This is a genomic window from Actinokineospora guangxiensis, from assembly GCF_042657845.1.
In the GTDB taxonomy this organism is placed as follows: Bacteria; Actinomycetota; Actinomycetes; order Mycobacteriales; family Pseudonocardiaceae; genus Actinokineospora; species Actinokineospora guangxiensis.
On the sequence record NZ_JBHSKF010000011.1, the window covers coordinates 98772 to 115636 of the forward strand.

General features: G+C 72.2%; 15 protein-coding genes. 9 read left to right on the plus strand and 6 right to left on the minus strand.

What is annotated here, in order from left to right; all coding sequences use genetic code 11:
* Nucleotides 1-26 precede the first annotated feature (26 nt).
* Genes ACFPM7_RS20640 through icmF form a run of 3 tightly spaced genes read right to left on the minus strand, consistent with a single transcriptional unit; the run spans nucleotide 27 to nucleotide 5117 of the window.
* Nucleotides 27-974 (minus strand): hypothetical protein, encoded by a 948-nt coding sequence (locus ACFPM7_RS20640; RefSeq protein ID WP_378249313.1) that lies wholly within the window; start codon nucleotides 972-974, stop codon nucleotides 27-29.
* Between the two features lie 2 nt (nucleotides 975-976).
* Entirely contained in the window at nucleotides 977-1843 is an 867-nt protein-coding gene (locus ACFPM7_RS20645; RefSeq protein WP_378249314.1) for a 3-hydroxybutyryl-CoA dehydrogenase, read from the minus strand.
* Nucleotides 1844-1889: 46 nt separating this feature from the next.
* Nucleotides 1890-5117 carry a fused isobutyryl-CoA mutase/GTPase IcmF gene (gene icmF, locus ACFPM7_RS20650; RefSeq protein ID WP_378249315.1) on the minus strand — a complete coding sequence of 1076 codons (3228 nt, stop codon included), beginning with the start codon at nucleotides 5115-5117 and terminating at the stop codon, nucleotides 1890-1892.
* Between the two features lie 126 nt (nucleotides 5118-5243).
* On the opposite strand from icmF, the gene paaI reads away from it, so the two are divergent.
* From paaI to ACFPM7_RS20680, 6 genes are read left to right on the plus strand one after another with little or no spacing between them, the layout of a single operon-like run.
* Nucleotides 5244-5630 (plus strand): hydroxyphenylacetyl-CoA thioesterase PaaI, encoded by a 387-nt coding sequence (gene paaI / locus ACFPM7_RS20655; RefSeq protein WP_378249446.1) that lies wholly within the window; start codon nucleotides 5244-5246, stop codon nucleotides 5628-5630.
* Nucleotides 5630-6370: a precorrin-6A synthase (deacetylating) gene (cobF, locus tag ACFPM7_RS20660; RefSeq protein ID WP_378249316.1), complete on the plus strand. Its 741-nt coding sequence runs from the start codon at nucleotides 5630-5632 to the stop codon at nucleotides 6368-6370. The genes paaI and cobF overlap by 1 nt, the downstream gene beginning before the upstream one ends.
* 8 nt (nucleotides 6371-6378) lie before the next feature.
* The gene (locus ACFPM7_RS20665; protein ID WP_378249317.1) at nucleotides 6379-7218 is read left to right on the plus strand and encodes an ABC transporter substrate-binding protein; all 840 of its coding nucleotides are present in this window, start codon (nucleotides 6379-6381) and stop codon (nucleotides 7216-7218) included.
* On the plus strand, nucleotides 7179-8045 hold the full coding sequence (locus ACFPM7_RS20670) for an amino acid ABC transporter permease (protein WP_378249318.1): 867 nt from the start codon (nucleotides 7179-7181) through the stop codon (nucleotides 8043-8045). Before ACFPM7_RS20665 ends, ACFPM7_RS20670 begins: the two co-directional genes overlap by 40 nt.
* A complete protein-coding gene (locus ACFPM7_RS20675) occupies nucleotides 8042-8797 on the plus strand; it encodes an amino acid ABC transporter ATP-binding protein (RefSeq protein WP_378249319.1) in 756 nt (251 codons plus the stop codon). The genes ACFPM7_RS20670 and ACFPM7_RS20675 overlap by 4 nt, the downstream gene beginning before the upstream one ends.
* 59 nt (nucleotides 8798-8856) lie before the next feature.
* A complete protein-coding gene (locus ACFPM7_RS20680; RefSeq protein WP_378249320.1) occupies nucleotides 8857-9900 on the plus strand; it encodes a serine hydrolase in 1044 nt (347 codons plus the stop codon).
* Between the two features lie 46 nt (nucleotides 9901-9946).
* Here ACFPM7_RS20680 and ACFPM7_RS20685 read toward each other — a convergent pair whose 3' ends face one another.
* Both ACFPM7_RS20685 and ACFPM7_RS20690 read right to left on the minus strand, forming a co-directional pair.
* Complete coding sequence (locus ACFPM7_RS20685; protein WP_378249321.1) at nucleotides 9947-10951, minus strand: class I SAM-dependent methyltransferase; 1005 nt, start codon at nucleotides 10949-10951, stop codon at nucleotides 9947-9949.
* 349 nt (nucleotides 10952-11300) lie between these two features.
* Entirely contained in the window at nucleotides 11301-12935 is a 1635-nt protein-coding gene (locus tag ACFPM7_RS20690) for an ABC-F family ATP-binding cassette domain-containing protein (RefSeq protein ID WP_378249322.1), read from the minus strand.
* 91 nt (nucleotides 12936-13026) lie between these two features.
* Between ACFPM7_RS20690 and ACFPM7_RS20695 the strand changes: the two genes are divergently transcribed.
* The 3 genes from ACFPM7_RS20695 (at nucleotide 13027) to ACFPM7_RS20705 (ending at nucleotide 16130) form a co-directional block, all read left to right on the plus strand.
* Nucleotides 13027-13284, plus strand: coding sequence for a hypothetical protein (locus tag ACFPM7_RS20695; protein ID WP_378249323.1), 258 nt, complete (start codon nucleotides 13027-13029; stop codon nucleotides 13282-13284).
* Between the two features lie 22 nt (nucleotides 13285-13306).
* Entirely contained in the window at nucleotides 13307-14260 is a 954-nt protein-coding gene (locus ACFPM7_RS20700) for a DNA polymerase domain-containing protein (RefSeq protein ID WP_378249324.1), read from the plus strand.
* Between the two features lie 79 nt (nucleotides 14261-14339).
* Nucleotides 14340-16130, plus strand: coding sequence for a chitinase (locus ACFPM7_RS20705; RefSeq protein WP_378249325.1), 1791 nt, complete (start codon nucleotides 14340-14342; stop codon nucleotides 16128-16130).
* Here the strand turns inward: ACFPM7_RS20705 and ACFPM7_RS20710 are convergent.
* Nucleotides 16114-16770, minus strand: a complete 657-nt coding sequence (locus ACFPM7_RS20710; protein WP_378249326.1) for a hypothetical protein — start codon at nucleotides 16768-16770, stop codon at nucleotides 16114-16116. The two genes, ACFPM7_RS20705 and ACFPM7_RS20710, sit on opposite strands and share 17 nt — an antisense overlap.
* Nucleotides 16771-16865 lie beyond the last annotated feature (95 nt).

The following is a 16865-nucleotide window of genomic DNA, read 5'->3' on the forward strand; positions in this document are numbered from 1 at the left end:
GACGCGAGGCTGTGGTTGCACCCCTGTCAGATCGCGGACGTGTGGCTCACCGGGACGTGGCCTGCGAGGTAGACGTGCGCGAGCCGTCGGCCGGGTGCGGGTTCTGGGCCGGGACCGGTTCCGCTGACCAGGTCGGCCAGGTCGTCGCGGGCTTTGCCGAGCAGGGCGAGGAACGCGAGATCGCGGACGCTGTCGCCGAGCGGGGCCTGCCCGCCGTGGCGGTCGAGCGCGGCGAGCGGTTCGGCCAGGGGCGCGGCGCGCAGGAGGTCGCGGAATCGGCCGTGCCGTTCGGCGACCGCGTCGCAGGCCCGTGACCACTGCCGCGCGGCGCAGGGACCCGGCTCGGGAGCGTCGGGTCGGTAGTTGACGAGCCACATCTGGTGCTCCTCCGAGGCGAGCAGCCTGCCCGCGAGCGACGCCGCGACCGGCCGGAAACCCGTGAGCCGCCGCGGGAGGACGTCGCCGACCCGGGTCCCGATCCCGGCGTCGAGCAGGTCGCCGACATCGCGGGCGAGGCTCGCGCCGACCGCGTCCAGGGCACCGGCGAGCGCGGGCAGCGCCCACCACGGGTCGCGCTCGCGCAGCGCGAGCCCCCGGTGGCGGAGGAAGAGGTCGAGCGGGGTGTCCGCCGTGATGGCCATCGTCCGGGAGTCCCACGGGTCGTCGTCGACCTCGCAGACCTCGTCACGGCCCGCGGGCATGACCAGCGAGCGGCCGACGCCCGCCCTCCCGACCACCAGGGTCCCCGGACCCAGGTGCCAGGAGAGCGCGCCGTCGCTGGTGGCCTCCGCGATGCCCTCGGCGGCGAACACCTCGACGTCACCGACGCGCGCGCCGTCGCAGACGGCCAGGAAGGCACGCAGCGAGCGTGGCAGCGGGGCGGGCAGGAGCGCGTCGGCGACCGCCAGCGCGGCCTCGTCGGCGGGCGCCGCCGCCACGAGCCCGCTGACGCCCTTGAGCTGCCCGCCTGCCACGGTCAGTACTGGTAGAAGCCCCGGCCCGACTTCTTGCCCATCAGACCGGCGTCGACCATGCGCAGCAGCAGCGGCGGCGCGGAGTACAGCGGCTCCTTGAACTCGTCGTAGAGCGAGTCGGCGATGGCCTTGGTGGTGTCCAGGCCGATGAGGTCGGTCAGGCGCAGCGGGCCCATCGGGTGCGCGCAGCCCAGGATCATGCCCTTGTCGATGTCCTCGGCCGAGGCGAAGCCGGACTCCAGCATCCGGATCGCCGAGAGCAGGTAGGGCACCAGCAGCGAGTTGACGACGAAGCCCGCGCGGTCCTGGGAGGCGATGACCTCCTTGCCGAGCACGCCCTCGACGAACGCCTTGGCGCGGTCCTTGGTCTCCTCGGCGGTCAGCAGCGACGGGACCAGCTCCACCAGCTTCATGACCGGCACGGGGTTGAAGAAGTGCACCCCGACGACGCTCTGCGGGCGGCCGGTGGCCATGCCCAGCTTCATGATCGGGATGGATGAGGTGTTGGAGGCGAACACCGCGTCGGCGTCCTCCACGACCTTGTCCAGGGTGGTGAAGACCTCGGTCTTCACCGTCTCGATCTCGGCGACGGCCTCCACCACGAACTGGCGGTCGGCGAACTCGGCCAGGTCGGTGGTGTAGCGCAGCCTGCCGACGGCGGCGTCGCGCTCCTCCTCGGTGATCTTGCCGTTCTTGACGCCCCTGGCCAGGGACTTCTCGATCCTGGCCCGGCCGGCCTCGGACGCGGCGCCGGTCACCTCGGCGACGACGACGTCGGCCCCCGACCGGGCGCAGACCTCCGCGATGCCCGAGCCCATCAGACCCGAACCGACCACTCCGACGCGGCTGATCACCGTTTCCCCTCCCATCCCGTGCCGCTGGTGGCGGCCCGCACAGTCTGCCCCACGGCGCTGACTAGACGTTGCGCCGGTACTGCCCGCCGACCTCGAAGAACGCCTCGGTGATCTGGCCGAGGGTGCACACCCGGGCGGCGTCCATCAGCACGTCGAAGACGTTGCCGTCGGTGCAGGCGACCTCGCGCAGCCGCGCCAGCGCGTCGGCGGCCTCGACCCGGTGGGCGTCCTGGTAGGAGCGGGTGCGCTCCACCTGGGACTCCTTCTCGGCCTCGGTGGCCCTGGCCAACTCGATCTCCACGACGGCGTCCTCGTCGCCCGCGGCGGGCAGGAACGTGTTGACCCCGATCAGCGGCAGCGAGCCGTCGTGCTTGCGGTGCTCGTAGAGCATCGACTCGTCCTGGATGCGCCCGCGCTGGTAGCCGGTCTCCATCGCGCCGAGCACTCCGCCGCGGTCGGAGAGGCGGTCGAACTCGGCGAGGACGGCCTCCTCCACCAGGTCGGTCAGCTCATCGATGACGAAGGACCCCTGCAGCGGGTTCTCGTTCATCGACAGGCCCCACTCGCGGTTGATGATCAGCTGGATGGCCATCGCGCGGCGGACGCTGGACTCGGTGGGGGTGGTGATCGCCTCGTCGTAGGCGTTGGTGTGCAGGGAGTTCGCATTGTCGTAGAGCGCGCAGAGCGCCTGGAGCGTGGTGCGGATGTCGTTGAAGTTCATCTCCTGGGCGTGCAGCGAGCGCCCGGAGGTCTGCACGTGGTACTTGAGCTTCTGGGAGCGCTCGTTGGCGCCGTAGCGCTCCTTCATCGCGACCGCCCAGATGCGGCGGGCGACGCGGCCGATGACCGAGTACTCCGCGTCCATGCCGTTGGAGAAGAAAAACGACAGGTTCGCGGCGAAGTCATCGATGTCCATGCCGCGGGCCAGGTACGACTCCACGTAGGTGAAGCCGTTGGCCAGGGTGAAGGCCAGCTGGCTGATGGGGTTCGCGCCCGCCTCGGCGATGTGGTAGCCGGAGATCGACACCGAGTAGAAGTTGCGGACCTTGTTGCGGATGAACCACTCCTGGATGTCGGCCATCATCCGCAGGCTGAACTCGGTGGAGAAGATGCAGGTGTTCTGGCCCTGGTCCTCCTTGAGGATGTCGGCCTGCACCGTGCCGCGCACGTTGGCCAGCGCCCAGGCGGCCAGCTCGCGGCGCTCCTGCTCCGACGGCTGCCTGCCGTGCTCGGCGGCGAACACCTCGACGCGCTGGTCGATGGCGGTGTTGAGGAAGTAGGCCAGGATCGTCGGCGCGGGGCCGTTGATCGTCATCGACACCGAGGTGGTCGGCGCGGTCAGGTCGAAGCCGGAGTACAGCGCCTTCATGTCGTCCAGGGAGGCGATGGACACCCCGGAGGTGCCGACCTTGCCGTAGACGTCCGGCGGGGTGTCGGGGTCGCGGCCGTAGAGGGTCACCGAGTCGAACGCGGTCGACAGGCGAGTGGCCGGGTTGCCCTCGGAGAGCAGCTTGAAGCGGCGGTTGGTGCGGAAGGCGTCGCCCTCGCCGGCGAACATGCGGGCCGGGTCCTCGCCCTCGCGCTTGAACGGGAAGACGCCCGCGGTGTAGGGGAAGCCGCCGGGCAGGTTCTCCTTGCGCAGGAAGCGGACCAGCGTCGCCTCGTCGTCGAAGCGGGGCAGCGAGACACGCGGGACCTTGTTGCCCGACAGCGTCTCCCGCCACAGCGGCGTGCGCAGCTCCTTGTCGCGGATCTTGACGACGAGTTCCTCGGCGCGGTACTGCTCGACGGTCGCGGGCCACGCTTCCAGCGCGGCCCGGACGTCGCGGTCGATCCTGTCGGCCGCGGCCTCGGCGGCCATGTCCAGCTCGGCGCTGGGGGTCTCGGCGATGGCCGCGCGGGCGATCTGCAGCGCGGCGTGCTCACGCACGGCGGCGACCTGCTGGTCGGTGCGGCGGTGGTAGCCGCGCACGGCGTCGGCGATGTCGGAGAGGTAGCGCTGGCGCGACAGCGGGACGATCGAGGCCGCGTGCTGGGAGGTCTTGCCCGCCACGTGCGGCAGCACGCCGTCGCCGAAGGCCACGCCCTTGCCCGCGAGCAGGCCGCGCAGCTCCTGGTAGAGGGCGGTGACGCCGTCGTCGTTGAAGGTGGCGGCGCTGGTGCCGAAGACCGGCATGTCCGACCACTGCGCGCCGAAGGCCTCGCGGTTGCGCACCAGCTGGCGGGCCACGTCGCGGCGGGCGTCCTCGGCGCCGCGGCGCTCGAACTTGTTGATGGCCACCACGTCGGCGAAGTCGAGCATGTCGATCTTCTCCAGCTGCGAGGCAGCGCCGAACTCGGGCGTCATCACGTAGAGGGAGACGTCGACGTAGGGCACGATCGCGGCGTCGCCCTGGCCGATGCCGGGGGTCTCCACGACGACCAGGTCGAACCCGGCGGCCTTGCAGGCGGCGATGGTGTCGGCCAGGCCCGCGGGCACCTCGGTGTCGGCGCCGCGGGTGGCCAGGGACCGGAAGAACACCGGGCCGCCGTCGATGCTGTTCATCCTGATGCGGTCGCCGAGCAGCGCGCCGCCGCCTTTGCGCCGGGTCGGGTCGACGGCGATCACCGCGATGCGCAGCTTGTCCTGCTGGTCCAGGCGCAGCCTGCGGACCAGCTCGTCGGTCAGCGAGGACTTGCCGGAGCCGCCGGTGCCGGTGATGCCGAGCACAGGGACCTCGCGGGCCGCCGCCGCCTCGGTGATGGCCTGGCGCAGCTCGGGGGCGAGCCTGCCGGACTCGATCAGGGTGATGGCGCGGGCCAGCGCGCGGTCATCGCCCGCGAGCACGGCCTCGGCGCTGGTCTCGGCGGGCAGCTCGGTGTCGCACGCCTGCACCATCGTATTGATCATCCGGGCGAGGCCGAGGCGCTGGCCGTCCTCCGGGGAGAAGATCCTGGCCACGCCGCGCTCGTGCAGCAGGGCGATCTCGGCGGGCACGATGACCCCGCCCCCGCCGCCGTAGACCTTGATGTGGCCCGCGCCCTCCTTGGCCAGCAGCTCCACCAGGTAGCTGAAGTACTCCACGTGCCCGCCCTGGTAGGCGCTGATGGCCACGCCCTGGGCGTCCTCCTGCAGGGCGGCGGCCACGACCTCGCGGACCGAGCGGTTGTGCCCGAGGTGCACGACCTCGGCCCCCTGGGCCTGCAGGATGCGCCGCATGATGTTGATGGCGGCGTCGTGCCCGTCGAACAGGCTCGCCGCGGTGACGAACCGGACAGGGTTCGAGGGCTTGTGCAGCGGTGCGGACATCATCGGCCTCCAGGCGCGCGCTCGTGGCTCATTTAGTTTGACGTCCTACTATCTGATGGGCAACTGAAGTGTGGCTGACCTCATGCGATTAGCATCTGCGCGGTGGTCCCTGAGCCCGTTCTGCGCATGATGGCCGACGACCTGGCCTCCTCCTCCCTCGGCATCGAGGTGCTCGACGCCGGGCCCGGCTGGGCCGAGCTGGCCATGACCGTGACCGCGGCCATGGTCAACGGCCACGGCATCGGCCACGGCGGCTACGTCTTCCTCTTCGCCGACACCGCCTTCGCCTGCGCGTGCAACAGCCACGGACCGGTGACGGTGGCCGCGGGCGCCGACGTGACGTTCGTGGCGCCGGTGCGCGAGGGCGACCGGCTCACCGCCCGCGCCACCGAGCGCACCCGCTACGGCCGCAGCGGCGTCTACGACGTCACGGTGAGCCGGGCGGGCCCGGACGGCGCGCCTGAGGTCGTCGCCGAGTTCCGCGGCCGCAGCCGCACCGTCGGGAGGCCGTGATGCGCGTCGAGGTGGTGGGCATCGGCGCGGGCGACCCCGACGACATCACGGTGCGGGCGGTGTCCGTGCTCGGCCGGGCCGACGTGGTGTTCCTGCTGGACAAGGCCGACGCGGCGGGCGAGCTGATGGCCCTGCGCGAGGACCTCGCCGCCCGCTACGCGCCCCAGGCCAGGGTGGTCCGCGGGGCCGACCCCGACCGCGACCGCGTCTCCCCCGGCTACACCGCCGCCGTGGACGACTGGCGGGCCCGCCGCGCCGACGTCTGCGCGGAGATGCTCGGCGAGCTGGGCGAGGGCGAGACCGGCGCGTTCCTGGTGTGGGGCGACCCGTCGCTCTACGACAGCGTCATCGCGGTGCTGGAGGACGTGCGGAGCAGGGGCGCGTGCTTCGAGCTGGGGGTGGTGCCGGGGATCAGCAGCATCTCGGCGCTGGCGGCCAGGCACCGCACGACGCTCAACCAGGTCGGCGGCGCGGTGCAGATCACCACCGGCCGCAGGCTCGCCCAGGGGTGGCCGGACGGGGCCGAGGACGTGGTGGTCATGCTGGACGCGCGCTGCGCGTTCCTGAACTTCCCGGATGCCGAGATCCGGTGGGGCGCCTACGTGGGCATGCCGGGGGAAATCCTCATCGCCGGAAGGGTTTCCGAGGTCGGGGCCGACATCCAGCGGGCGCGAGAGCGGGCCCGCGAGGCCAACGGCTGGATCATGGACAGTTACCTGATGCGCAAACCTGCGCGATGATGCGCACCATGCGCATGACCGCTCCCCTCGCCGCCGTCGCCGCCACGCTCCTGCTGGCCGGGTGCGCCCCCGAGGCCGCACCGCCGGTGACCACCCCCACCTGCAGCAAGGACACGCTGCAGACGATGACCGCGGGCAAGTTCACCTTCGCCACCGACGAGCCGGTCTACCAGCCGTGGTACCTCGACAACGATCCGAGCAACGGGAAGGGCTTCGAGTCGGCGGTGGCCTACGCGGTGGCCGAGTACCTCGGCTACGCCCGCACCGACGTCGTCTGGAACCGGGTGCCGTTCAACGCCGCCATCCAGCCCGGCAAGAAGAACTTCGACGCCAACCTGACGGAGTTCTCGATCACCGAGGAACGCCGCCAGGCCGTCGACTTCAGCGCCCCCTACTACGAGGTGGCACAAGCCGTCGTCACCGTCGGCTCCTCCCCCGCCGTCGACGTCAAATCCGTGGCCGAACTGCGCAAGGTGAAGCTGGGCGCGCAGGTCGGCACCACTTCCTACGAGGCCGCGGTCGGGATCGCACCGGAGGAGGAGGTCGCGGTCTACAACACCAACGACGAGGCCAAGGCCGCGCTGACCGCGGGCCAGATCGACGCGCTCGTGCTGGACCTGCCCACCGCGTTCTACGTGACCTCCGCCGAGCTGACCGACGGCTCGATCGTCGGGCAGTTGGCGCGCGGCCGCGGCAGGCCCGAGCAGTTCGGCATCGTGCTGGACAAGGGCAGCCCGCTGACGCAGTGCGTGTCCAGCGCGGTGGAGGCGCTGCGCGCCAACGGCATCCTCCAGAAGCTGGAGCAGGAGTGGCTGGCGAGCCCGAGCACCGCGCCCCAGCTGCGGTGATCAGCGAGTCGCAGCGGGAGCGCCTCGCCTACCGGCGCTCCCGGACGCGCCGCTCGACCCTGATCGCGCTGGTGTCGACGGTGGCCTTCGCCGCGGTGGGCTACTTCGCGGTGACCGGTTCGCCGGGCTGGCCTCGGGTGCGGGAGTCGTTCTTCGACTGGGACGTCGCGGTGGCTTCCCTGCCGAAGGTGGCGGCCGGGCTGTGGCTGAACCTGCGGGTGCTGCTGGTGTGCGCGGCGTGCATCCTGGTGCTCGGCCTGCTCATCGCGTTCCTGCGCTCGCTGCGCGGGCCGGTGTGGTTCCCGGTCCGCGCCGCCGCGACTGTCTACGTCGACGTCTTCCGCGGGCTGCCGCTGCTGATCTGCCTGTACCTGGTCGGTTTCGGGCTGCCCGGCCTGCGCCTGACCGGGGTGCCCAACGACCCGGTGCTGCTCGGCGGCATCGCGCTGGTGCTGGTGTACTCGGCGTACGTGGCCGAGGTGTTCCGGGCGGGCATCGAGTCGGTGCACCCCTCGCAGCTGGCCGCCGCCCGCTCGCTGGGACTCGACCACCGCCGCACGATGCGCCTGGTGGTGCTGCCGCAGGCCGTGCGCCGGGTCACCCCGGCCCTGCTCAACGACTTCGTCGCCCTGCAGAAGGACTGCGGCCTGATCTCGGTGCTGGGCGCGGTCGACGCGGTGCGCGCGGCCCAGATCGAGGCATCGCGGTCCTACGACTTCACCCCGTACGTGGTCGCCGGGCTGCTGTTCGTGCTGCTGGCGGTGCCGTCGGCCAGGGCGGCGGACTGGGCGGCGCGGCGCGCGGCCCGACGGCAGGGGGCGCTGTGACCCCACCGCACGCCCTGCTGTCCGTTCGCCACCTGAGCAAGTCCTACGGCGGGCGCCGGGTGCTCGACGCGATCGACCTCGACGTCGCCGAACACGAGGTGGTCGCGCTGATCGGGCCGTCCGGGTCGGGCAAGTCCACGCTGCTGCGCTGCCTGAACCTGCAGGAGGACCTGGACGACGGGCAGATCGTCCTGGACGGGCGCGACATCTCCGACCCGCGCGTCAACCCCGACGTCGCCCGCCGCTCGATGGGCGTGGTGTTCCAGGCTTTCAACCTGTTCCCGCACATGACCGTGCTGGACAACATCACCCTCGCCTCGCGCGTCGTGCACGGCGTGGCGCGCGCGGACGCCGAGGAGCAGGCGCACGCCCTGCTGGGCCGCGTCGGCCTCGCCGACAAGGCCGCCGCCTACCCCGACCGGCTCTCCGGGGGCCAGCAGCAGCGCGTGGCCATCGCCCGCGCCCTGGCCCACCGGCCCCGGCTGCTGCTGTTCGACGAGATCACCAGCGCGCTGGACCCCGAGCTGGTCGGCGAAGTGCTCGCCCTGGTCAGGGACCTGGCGGCGGCGGGCAGCACGATCGTCATGGCCACCCACGAGATGGGCTTCGCCAAGCAGGTCGCCGACCAGGTGTGCTTCCTGGACGAGGGCAGGCTCATCGAGCAGGGGCCGCCCGCCCGGGTGCTCGGCGACCCCGGGCACCCCAGGACCCGGCAGTTCCTGTCCCGGATCATCGACGCGGGCAGGCTGTGACGGGAGGCCGGGTTCGCGATCGGCTCCCGCACCACCGCGGTGTGCGGTTGGATGCTCACATGCGACTCAGCCGCCGCGCCGCGCTCGGCGTCGGGACAACAGCAGCCACCACCGCGCTCCTCGGGTCCACCACCGCGCGCGCCGAGACCGGCGACGACCTCGCCTCACCCTCGTCCGACGAGGCGCCGCCCACCGACCGCGGCGGGGCGCACCGCGCCATCGCCCGCCGCTACCGGCGGGCCACCGCCCAGGCGGGCGGCGAGTGGTCGTCGGTGGTCGCGATGGCCGACGCCGGGGGCGCCTTCCACGACGTCGTCGCCGAGGGGGCCGACCGCGTCGTCGAGGCCTACAGCGTCAACAAGGTCGCCGTGGCCGTCGCGGTGCTGGACAAGGTGGACCGCGGTCTGCTCACCCTGGACCGGCGGGTGGAGGTCACCGACGCCATCGTCATCCGCGACACCGACGGCATCTTCGGCCTCGACGGCGCCTACCCCAGCTCGGTCACCATCGGGCACGCCATGGCGGCGCTGCTGACGGTCTCGGACAACACCGCGGTCCGGTTGTGCGGGCTGGTGTGCCCGGCGCTGGAGCTCAACGAGATCCTGCGCGCCAAGGGCTTCACCCACACCCAGGTCGTCCCGGTGAGCAACCCGAACCGGTTCTTCCTCGGCACTACGACCCCGCGCGAGACCACCGACCTGCTGCACCGCCTCGCCGCGGGCGAGTTGCTGTCGGCGGCCTCGACGGAGTACGTGCTCAACGCCCTGCGCTCGCTCACCTCGTTCACCGACGGCGTCCGCCTGCGCCTGACCTCGCCGGAGCGGCTGCGCGTGGCGACCAAGGCGGGCTGGTTCAACGACGGCCGCAACGAGGCCGGGCTGGTCTTCACCGAGGACGGCGCCGCGGTGCTGAGCTACGCGCTGTTCGCCTCCGGCGCCTTCCGCGGCGACCCGGCGGTCAACGACGCCGACTTCGGCGCCACGCACCCGGCGCTGCGCGCGCGTGCCGCGCTCGGCCGCACGCTGGTGGACGCCACCGTCCACAACGGTTCCACCACGCGCCGCCCGCACCGCGCGGAGTACTCCCCCCGCAACGGCGGCTGATCCGGCGAGGACGCCGGGCGGCCCGCTCGGGCCGCCCGGCCCCACCTCACGCGGGTTCGAGCTCGAAGATGAACGACGCGGCGGGCGTCTCGATGAGGTGCTCGGCCTTGCAGGTCCAGCCGCTCTCGGCGAACACCCCGCGCCAGTCGTCCAGGGTGGGCAGCTTCACGCCCATCAGCGCGTGGCCGACCTCGAAGCCGAGGGTGAACACCGGGTGCTCGCCATCGGCGTGCTCGGTGGTGCGGCCGGTGTCGCCGAGCAGGAAGCGCTTGGCGTTGGGGAAGACCTCGCGCAGCCTGCGCAGGGTGGCCACGCACTCGGCGCGCGGCCAGAAGTCGTGGCCCATCATGAAGCAGGTCAGCAGCTCGACGTCGGCGAACTCCGGGCGCGGGTCCAGCGCCCGCACGTCGGCCTCGATGAAGGAGACCCGGTCGGCCAGGCCCGCGGCGGCCAGCTCGCCGGTGGAGAACTCCAGCACGGGCGCGGCGATGTCCACGCCGACGCCGGTCGCGCCCGGGGTGGCGCGCACCAGCTCCAGCAGGCGCTGCCCGCTGCCGCTGCCCAGGTCGGCGATGCGCGTGTAGGAGAAGTCCAGGCCGGACACGACCGACCAGAAGACCGGGTCGAAGAAGCGGGCGTTGATCTCGCGGCAGGCGAAGCCGATGGCGGCGGCGTCGCGGGAGTAGTAGCCGCCGGTGCGCGCGGCGCGGGGCAGCACCTTGGGCATCGCCGAGAACAGCGCGCCGCTGCCCTGGACCAGCCAGTGGAACAGCGAACGCGCCCGCTGGGTCTCGGCGAAGTGCGGGCCGGGCAGCACGTGCTCGTCGGTGCGCTCGACCACGCCCACCGAGGCCAGCGCCTGGAACACCGCCGCGGTGGCCTCGGTGTCCAGCTCGCGGTCGTCGGCGAACTGGCCGATATCGAGCTTGCCGTGTTGGTCCAAGTGGTCTAAAGCGCCGATTTCCCAGGCGGCGCCGATGGCCGCCGCGGCGACCGCGGAGTTGAAGACGTCCGCGATCGCACGCCGGGACTCCAGACCGATCTCTGCCATTGAAAACCTTCCAGTCAGTGTTATTCGTCACTGCGCGCGGCGCATGGCGAATACACTGTGGTATTCACTCACCGCCCACAGCCAGGCCCGTCACCTGCGAATACAACAGGGACCGAACGGCCTCCAAGGTCAGCGCCACCGTCAGCTGAATACAAGTGGAATCTTTCGGGCAATATGCCCGGCGAAGATCCGGATCGGACGGTAGTGGGCTGCGCGCTCGACTGTCAAGCCAGTGAAACGGTTCCCACGAAATACCGCTGAGACCGCAAATTGCACCATTGCGGACGGCAACGGACGGCTTTAGCGGATTAGGCCGAAAGAGTGGTCCGTGCGGCCGTCCGGCTGGTCGTCAGCGCTCGGTGACCTGTCCATCGTGGACCTCCACCCGACGGTCGACGTGGACCGCGTCGAGCATCCTGCGGTCGTGGGTCACCAGCAGCAGGGTGCCGGGGAACTCCGCGAGCGCGGACTCCAGCTGCTCGATGGCGGGCAGGTCGAGGTGGTTGGTCGGCTCGTCCAGGACCAGGAGGTTGACCCCGCGCGCCTGCAGCAGCGCCAGCGCCGCCCTGGTCCGCTCCCCCGGCGACAGGGTGGCGGCGGGGCGCAGGACGTGGTCGGAGGTCAGGCCGAACTTGGCCAGCAGCGTGCGGACCTCGGCGGTGGGCCAGTCCGCCATCTCCCTGCCGAACGCATCGACCAGCAGTTCGTCGCCGAGGAAGCGCCCGCGCGCCTGGTCGACCTCGCCGACGCGCACACCGGGGCCGAGGTAGGACTCACCGCCCGCCAGCTCGGCGCGGCCGAGCAGCGCGGCCAGCAGCGTCGACTTGCCCGAGCCGTTGGCACCGGTGATGGCGACCTTGTCGGCCCAGCCGATCTCCAGCGACACCGGGCCCAGGGTGAACGACCCGCGCCGCACCACCGCCTCGCGCACGGCGGCGACGACCGCGCCGGTGCGCGGGGCCGCGGCGATGGTCATCCGCAGCTCCCACTCCTTGCGCGGCTCCTCGACCACCTCCAGCCGCTCGATCGCGCGGTCGGTCTGGCGGGCCTTGGCCGCCTGGTTCTCCGAGGTCTCGCCGCGGAACTTGCGCACGAACTTGTCGTTGTCGGTGGCCTTGCGCCGCGCGTTGCGCACGCCCTTCTCCATCCAGGCCCGCTGCATGCGGGCGCGCGCTTCCAGGCCCGACTTCGTCTCGGCGTACTCCTCGTACTCCTCCCGGGCGTGCCGCCTGGCCCGTTCGCGCTCCTCCAGATAGGACGCGTAGCCGCCGCCGTACTCGTTGACCTGGTTCTGGTGCAGGTCGAGTTCGACCACCGTGGTGACGGTGCGGGCGAGGAACTCGCGGTCGTGGCTGACCAGGACGGTCGCCGCGCGCAGCCCGGCGACGAACTGCTCCAGCCGCTCCAGGCCCGCGAGGTCGAGGTCGTTGGTCGGCTCGTCCAGCAGCATGACGTCGTAGCGGCTGAGCAGCAGCGAGGCCAGGCTCGCCCGCGCGGCCTGGCCGCCGGAGAGCGAGACCATGTCCTGGTCGAGCCGCGGGATGCCGATGTCGGCGGCGACCTGCTCGGCGCGCTCCTCGAAGTCCGCGCCGCCGAGGACGAGCCAGCGGTCCAGCGCGGCGGCGTAGGCGTCGTCGGCGCCGCGCTCACCGGCGGCGAGGCGCTCGGCCTGCGCGTCCATCTCCGACTGCGCCGCGGCCACCCCCGTGCGCCGGGCGAGGAAGGCGACGACGGTCTCGCCGGGGTGCCGGTCGGGTTCCTGCGGGAGGTATCCGACGGTCGCCGACGCCGGGCTCAGCGTCACCGCGCCGTCCTCGGCCGGTTGCAGCCCGGCCAGCGTGCGCAGCAGCGTCGACTTGCCCGCCCCGTTGACCCCCACGAGGCCGACGACGTCGCCGGGAGCGACGACCAGGTCGAGGTCGGTGAACAGGATGCGGTCGCCGTGCCCGGCGGCCAGGCCCTTGGCCACCACTGTTGCGCTCATGCCCTCCATGATTACCCACCGTGGCTACCGGTTTTCCGCCAGGGCACGTGCGCGGGTGTCCGGCGGGCGCGGCTCGGCCAGCATGGGAGGGGTGGACAGCCTCGTCTGGGCCGAGCCCTATGAGCACGACGGCGTCGCCGTGCTGCGTGCCTCCGCGGTCACCGGTGGTGGTGGGGGCGGCGAGGACGGCACGCTGAAGGGACTGGGCCTGGGGCTGGCCGCGCGGCCGGTCGGCGCGTTCGTCGTGCGCGGGCGCGACGTGCGCTGGGTGCCCGCGCTGGACGTGACCCGCCTGGCGCTGGGCGCGCTGGCGGCCGCAGCGCTGGCGATCCGGTGGCGGCGGGGCTGAGCGGGCCGGCAGGGTGGTGGCCATGAGCGGCGAGGAGCGCGGCGGGGTCCCGCTGACCAATCTCGACCAGTCCCTGTTCGACGGCGCGGGGGCGACCAAGCGCGACCTGGTCGACTACCTCGACGCCGTGCGCGAGGCCATCCTGCCGGGCCTGCGCGAACGTCCGCTGTCGGTGGTGCGCGTGCTGCGCGGGCAGGGGCCCTTCATGCAGAAGAACGTGCCGAAGTACACCCCGGACTACGTCAAGACGGTCAAGGTCTGGGCCGAGGCGTCCAAGCGGGAGATCAGCTACGCGGTCTGCGACGACCGCAAGACGCTGCTGTGGTTCGCCAACCAGCGGGCGATCGAGTACCACACCACGCTGACCTACGCGGGCACGTGGCACCAGAGCCACATCTGCCTCGACATCGATCCGCCCGAGGGCGCGGGGTTCGCCACCGCGGTCGCCGCCGCGCACCTGGTGCGCCAGGCGCTGGCCGACTGCGGTCTCGCGGGCGCGGTGAAGACGTCGGGCTCCAAGGGCGTGCACGTGTACGTGCCGATCACCGAGCACGAGATCGACGACGTGGCCGCCGCGACCCGGGCACTGGCCGCGCGTGCCGAGCGGGTCGACCCCGAGCTGGCCACCACGGCGTTCATCCGCGAGGACCGCGGCGGCAAGGTCTTCCTCGACGCGACCCGCTCCGGCGGGGTGACGGTGGTGGCCGCCTACAGCCCCAGGCTGCGCCCCGGCGCGCCCGTGTCGTTCCCGGTGCCGTGGTCGGAGCTGGACTCGGTCACCCCCGCCGACTTCACCATCCACACCGTGCCCGGCCTGCTCACCGGCGACCTGTGGGCCGAGCTGATGCCCGAGCCGCAGGCCCTGCCCGCCGACCTCATCGCGCAGGGCCACACCATCCCGGTCGCGCGGGTCCAGGCCATGCACGAGGGCAAGCGCAGGGCGAAAGCCCGCCGGGAGGCGGGCGAAGACGCCTGATTGGTCTGGACAAGAGCGGGCATTGGTCTAGACAATAGCTCTGACGGCGCTCCCCTGCGCGCCGTCGGAGGAGGCGACGATGAAGTACGTCCCCGTCCGCCGCGCCGCCGCGGTCCTCGCGGCGCTCGCGCTGACCGCAGGCGGCCTCGCCGCCACCGCCGGGCAGGCGAGCGCGGCCAACCTGCTCGCCAACCCCGGCTTCGAGACGGGCGCCCTGACCGGCTGGACCTGCTCGTCGGCATCGGTGAGCACCGACGCGCGGACCGGCTCGCACGCCTTGGCGGGCAACGCGACCGGCTCGGACAACGCCCGCTGCGCCCAGACCGTCTCGGTCCTGCCGAGCACGACCTACGCCGTCTCGGCCTGGGTGAAGGGCAACCCGGTCTACCTCGGTGTGACCGGCGGCCCGTCGACCTGGACCGGCGCGGGCGCCTACACGCGCCTGTCGCTGAGCTTCACCACCGGCGCGAGCCAGACCAGCGCCCAACTCTACCTGCACGGCTGGTACGGCACCGGCACCTACCTGGCCGACGACATCAGCTTCGACGGCCCCGGCGGCGGCCCCGGCGACCCCGGTGAGCCGGGCGCGCCGCAGGCCCCGGCCAAGCCGAGCGTCGGCGCGGTCACCACCACCTCCGTCGCGCTGTCCTGGCCCGCCGTCACGGGCGCGACGGGCTACAAGGTCTACGACGGCAGCGCGCTCAAGGCGACGGTCACCGGCACCTCGACCACGGTCTCGGGCCTGGCGGCCTGCTCGTCGCACACCTTCACGGTGACCGCGACCAACGCCGCGGGCGAGTCCCCGCGCAGCGCCGAGTCCCCGGCGACGACGACCGGCTGCGTGGACACCGGCCTGCCCAAGCACGCGCTGATCGGCTACCTGCACTCCAGCTTCGCCAACGGCTCCGGCTACGTCCGCATGGCCGATGTCCCCGACGCCTGGGACATCGTCAACCTGGCCTTCGGCGAGCCGACCACGGTGACCTCGGGCGACATCCGCTTCGCGCTGTGCCCGGCCGCCGAGTGCCCGAACGTGGAGAGCGAGGCCGACTTCACCGCCGCGATCCGCGCGAAGCAGGCCAAGGGCAAGAAGGTGCTGATCTCGATCGGCGGCCAGAACGGCCAGGTCCAGCTGACCACGACCGCCGCGCGGGACAGGTTCGTCAGCTCGGTGTCGGCGATCATCGACAAGTACGGCCTGGACGGCCTCGACATCGACTTCGAGGGCCACTCGCTCTACCTCAACCCCGGCGACACCGACTTCCGCAACCCGACCACCCCGGTGATCGTCAACCTGATCTCGGCGCTGAAGAGCCTGAAAGCCCGCTACGGGGCCAAGTTCGTCCTCACGATGGCCCCGGAGACCTTCTTCGTCCAGGTCGGCTACCAGTTCTACGGCGGCGCGGGCGGCGGCGACAACCGCACCGGCTCCTACATCCCCGTCATCCACGCCATGCGGGACGCGCTCACCGTCCTGCACGTGCAGGACTACAACTCCGGCCCGGTGATGGGCCTGGACAACCAGTACCACAACATGGGCGGCGCGGACTTCCACATCGCGATGACCGACATGATCAAGGCCGGGTTCACGGTGGCCAACACCGGCCACCGCTTCCCGGGCCTGCGCGAGGACCAGATCGCCTTCGGCCTGCCCGCCGCGGTGAGCGCGGGCAACGGCTACACCCAGCCCGCCGCCGTCCACCAGGCCCTGAACTGCCTGGCCCGCAACCAGAACTGCGGCGGCTACACCCTGCGCGGCGGCCCGTCCCCGGCCATCCGCGGCCTGATGACCTGGTCCATCAACTGGGACCGCTACTACGGCTGGGAGTTCCAGAACAGCCACGAGCCATTCCTCAACGCCCTGCCCTGACCGCCCGCGCCCGCCCGACCAGAACGGCGCCGAGCACCCCGACCACGACCCCGCCGATCCCCCACTCCCAGCGGACGTCGCCCTCCAGCGGCGTCCGCTGGGCAGCGGGCACCACCCCGTCCCCCGCCGACCCGTCCCCCGCCGACCCGTCCCCGGCCGCCCTGTCCGGAGATCCCGCGTTCTCCGCTCCCGTCGCGCCGCCCTGCCCGGCTCCCGCACCCTCCTGAGCCCCGATGGCCCCCACCAGCGCGGTGAGCTGCGCGGGCTTGGCCAGCTTCCGCCGGACCACCGACTCCACGCCCGACTCGGTCATCAGCGTCGTCGTCTCCACCACCGGCCCGCCCGCCGCGTCGAGCAGCACCCGGTCGGTCCGCCAGATGTGGACGTCGTGCACCAGCCAGGTCACAGTGAGGTGGTCCCCCTCCCATGCCACCTCCCCGGCGATCTCCTCCCCGGCGTCCAGAAGCGCCTGGAGCTGCGTGTACTCGGTGTCGTCGTAGTACAGCCCCACCGCCCACCCCTCCCCCGGCGAGGTGACCAGCGCGCTGGTGGGCCCACCCGCCGCCGCCACCCCCGCCCCGAACCCCATCCCGCCGACCACCAGAACCGCCCCGACAACCCACCGCACGACTGACCGCATGACGACCTCCCGGCTGTCCCCACCCCCCGAAACCGCCCTGGATTCCCCACTCCCGCCCCGGATAACCTGGCGGCGGGGGGCCGGACGTTTCGGCT

Coding starts and splice junctions, on each gene's coding strand:
- ACFPM7_RS20645 (WP_378249314.1), bottom strand. CDS start 1,843: ATGGGAGGGGAAACGGTGATCAGCCGCGTCGGAGTGGTCGGTTCGGGT.
- icmF (WP_378249315.1), bottom strand. CDS start 5,117: ATGTCCGCACCGCTGCACAAGCCCTCGAACCCTGTCCGGTTCGTCACC.
- paaI (WP_378249446.1), top strand. CDS start 5,244: ATGATGGCCGACGACCTGGCCTCCTCCTCCCTCGGCATCGAGGTGCTC.
- cobF (WP_378249316.1), top strand. CDS start 5,630: ATGCGCGTCGAGGTGGTGGGCATCGGCGCGGGCGACCCCGACGACATC.
- ACFPM7_RS20665 (WP_378249317.1), top strand. CDS start 6,379: ATGCGCATGACCGCTCCCCTCGCCGCCGTCGCCGCCACGCTCCTGCTG.
- ACFPM7_RS20680 (WP_378249320.1), top strand. CDS start 8,857: ATGCGACTCAGCCGCCGCGCCGCGCTCGGCGTCGGGACAACAGCAGCC.
- ACFPM7_RS20685 (WP_378249321.1), bottom strand. CDS start 10,951: ATGGCAGAGATCGGTCTGGAGTCCCGGCGTGCGATCGCGGACGTCTTC.
- ACFPM7_RS20690 (WP_378249322.1), bottom strand. CDS start 12,935: ATGAGCGCAACAGTGGTGGCCAAGGGCCTGGCCGCCGGGCACGGCGAC.
- ACFPM7_RS20700 (WP_378249324.1), top strand. CDS start 13,307: ATGAGCGGCGAGGAGCGCGGCGGGGTCCCGCTGACCAATCTCGACCAG.
- ACFPM7_RS20705 (WP_378249325.1), top strand. CDS start 14,340: ATGAAGTACGTCCCCGTCCGCCGCGCCGCCGCGGTCCTCGCGGCGCTC.
- ACFPM7_RS20710 (WP_378249326.1), bottom strand. CDS start 16,770: ATGCGGTCAGTCGTGCGGTGGGTTGTCGGGGCGGTTCTGGTGGTCGGC.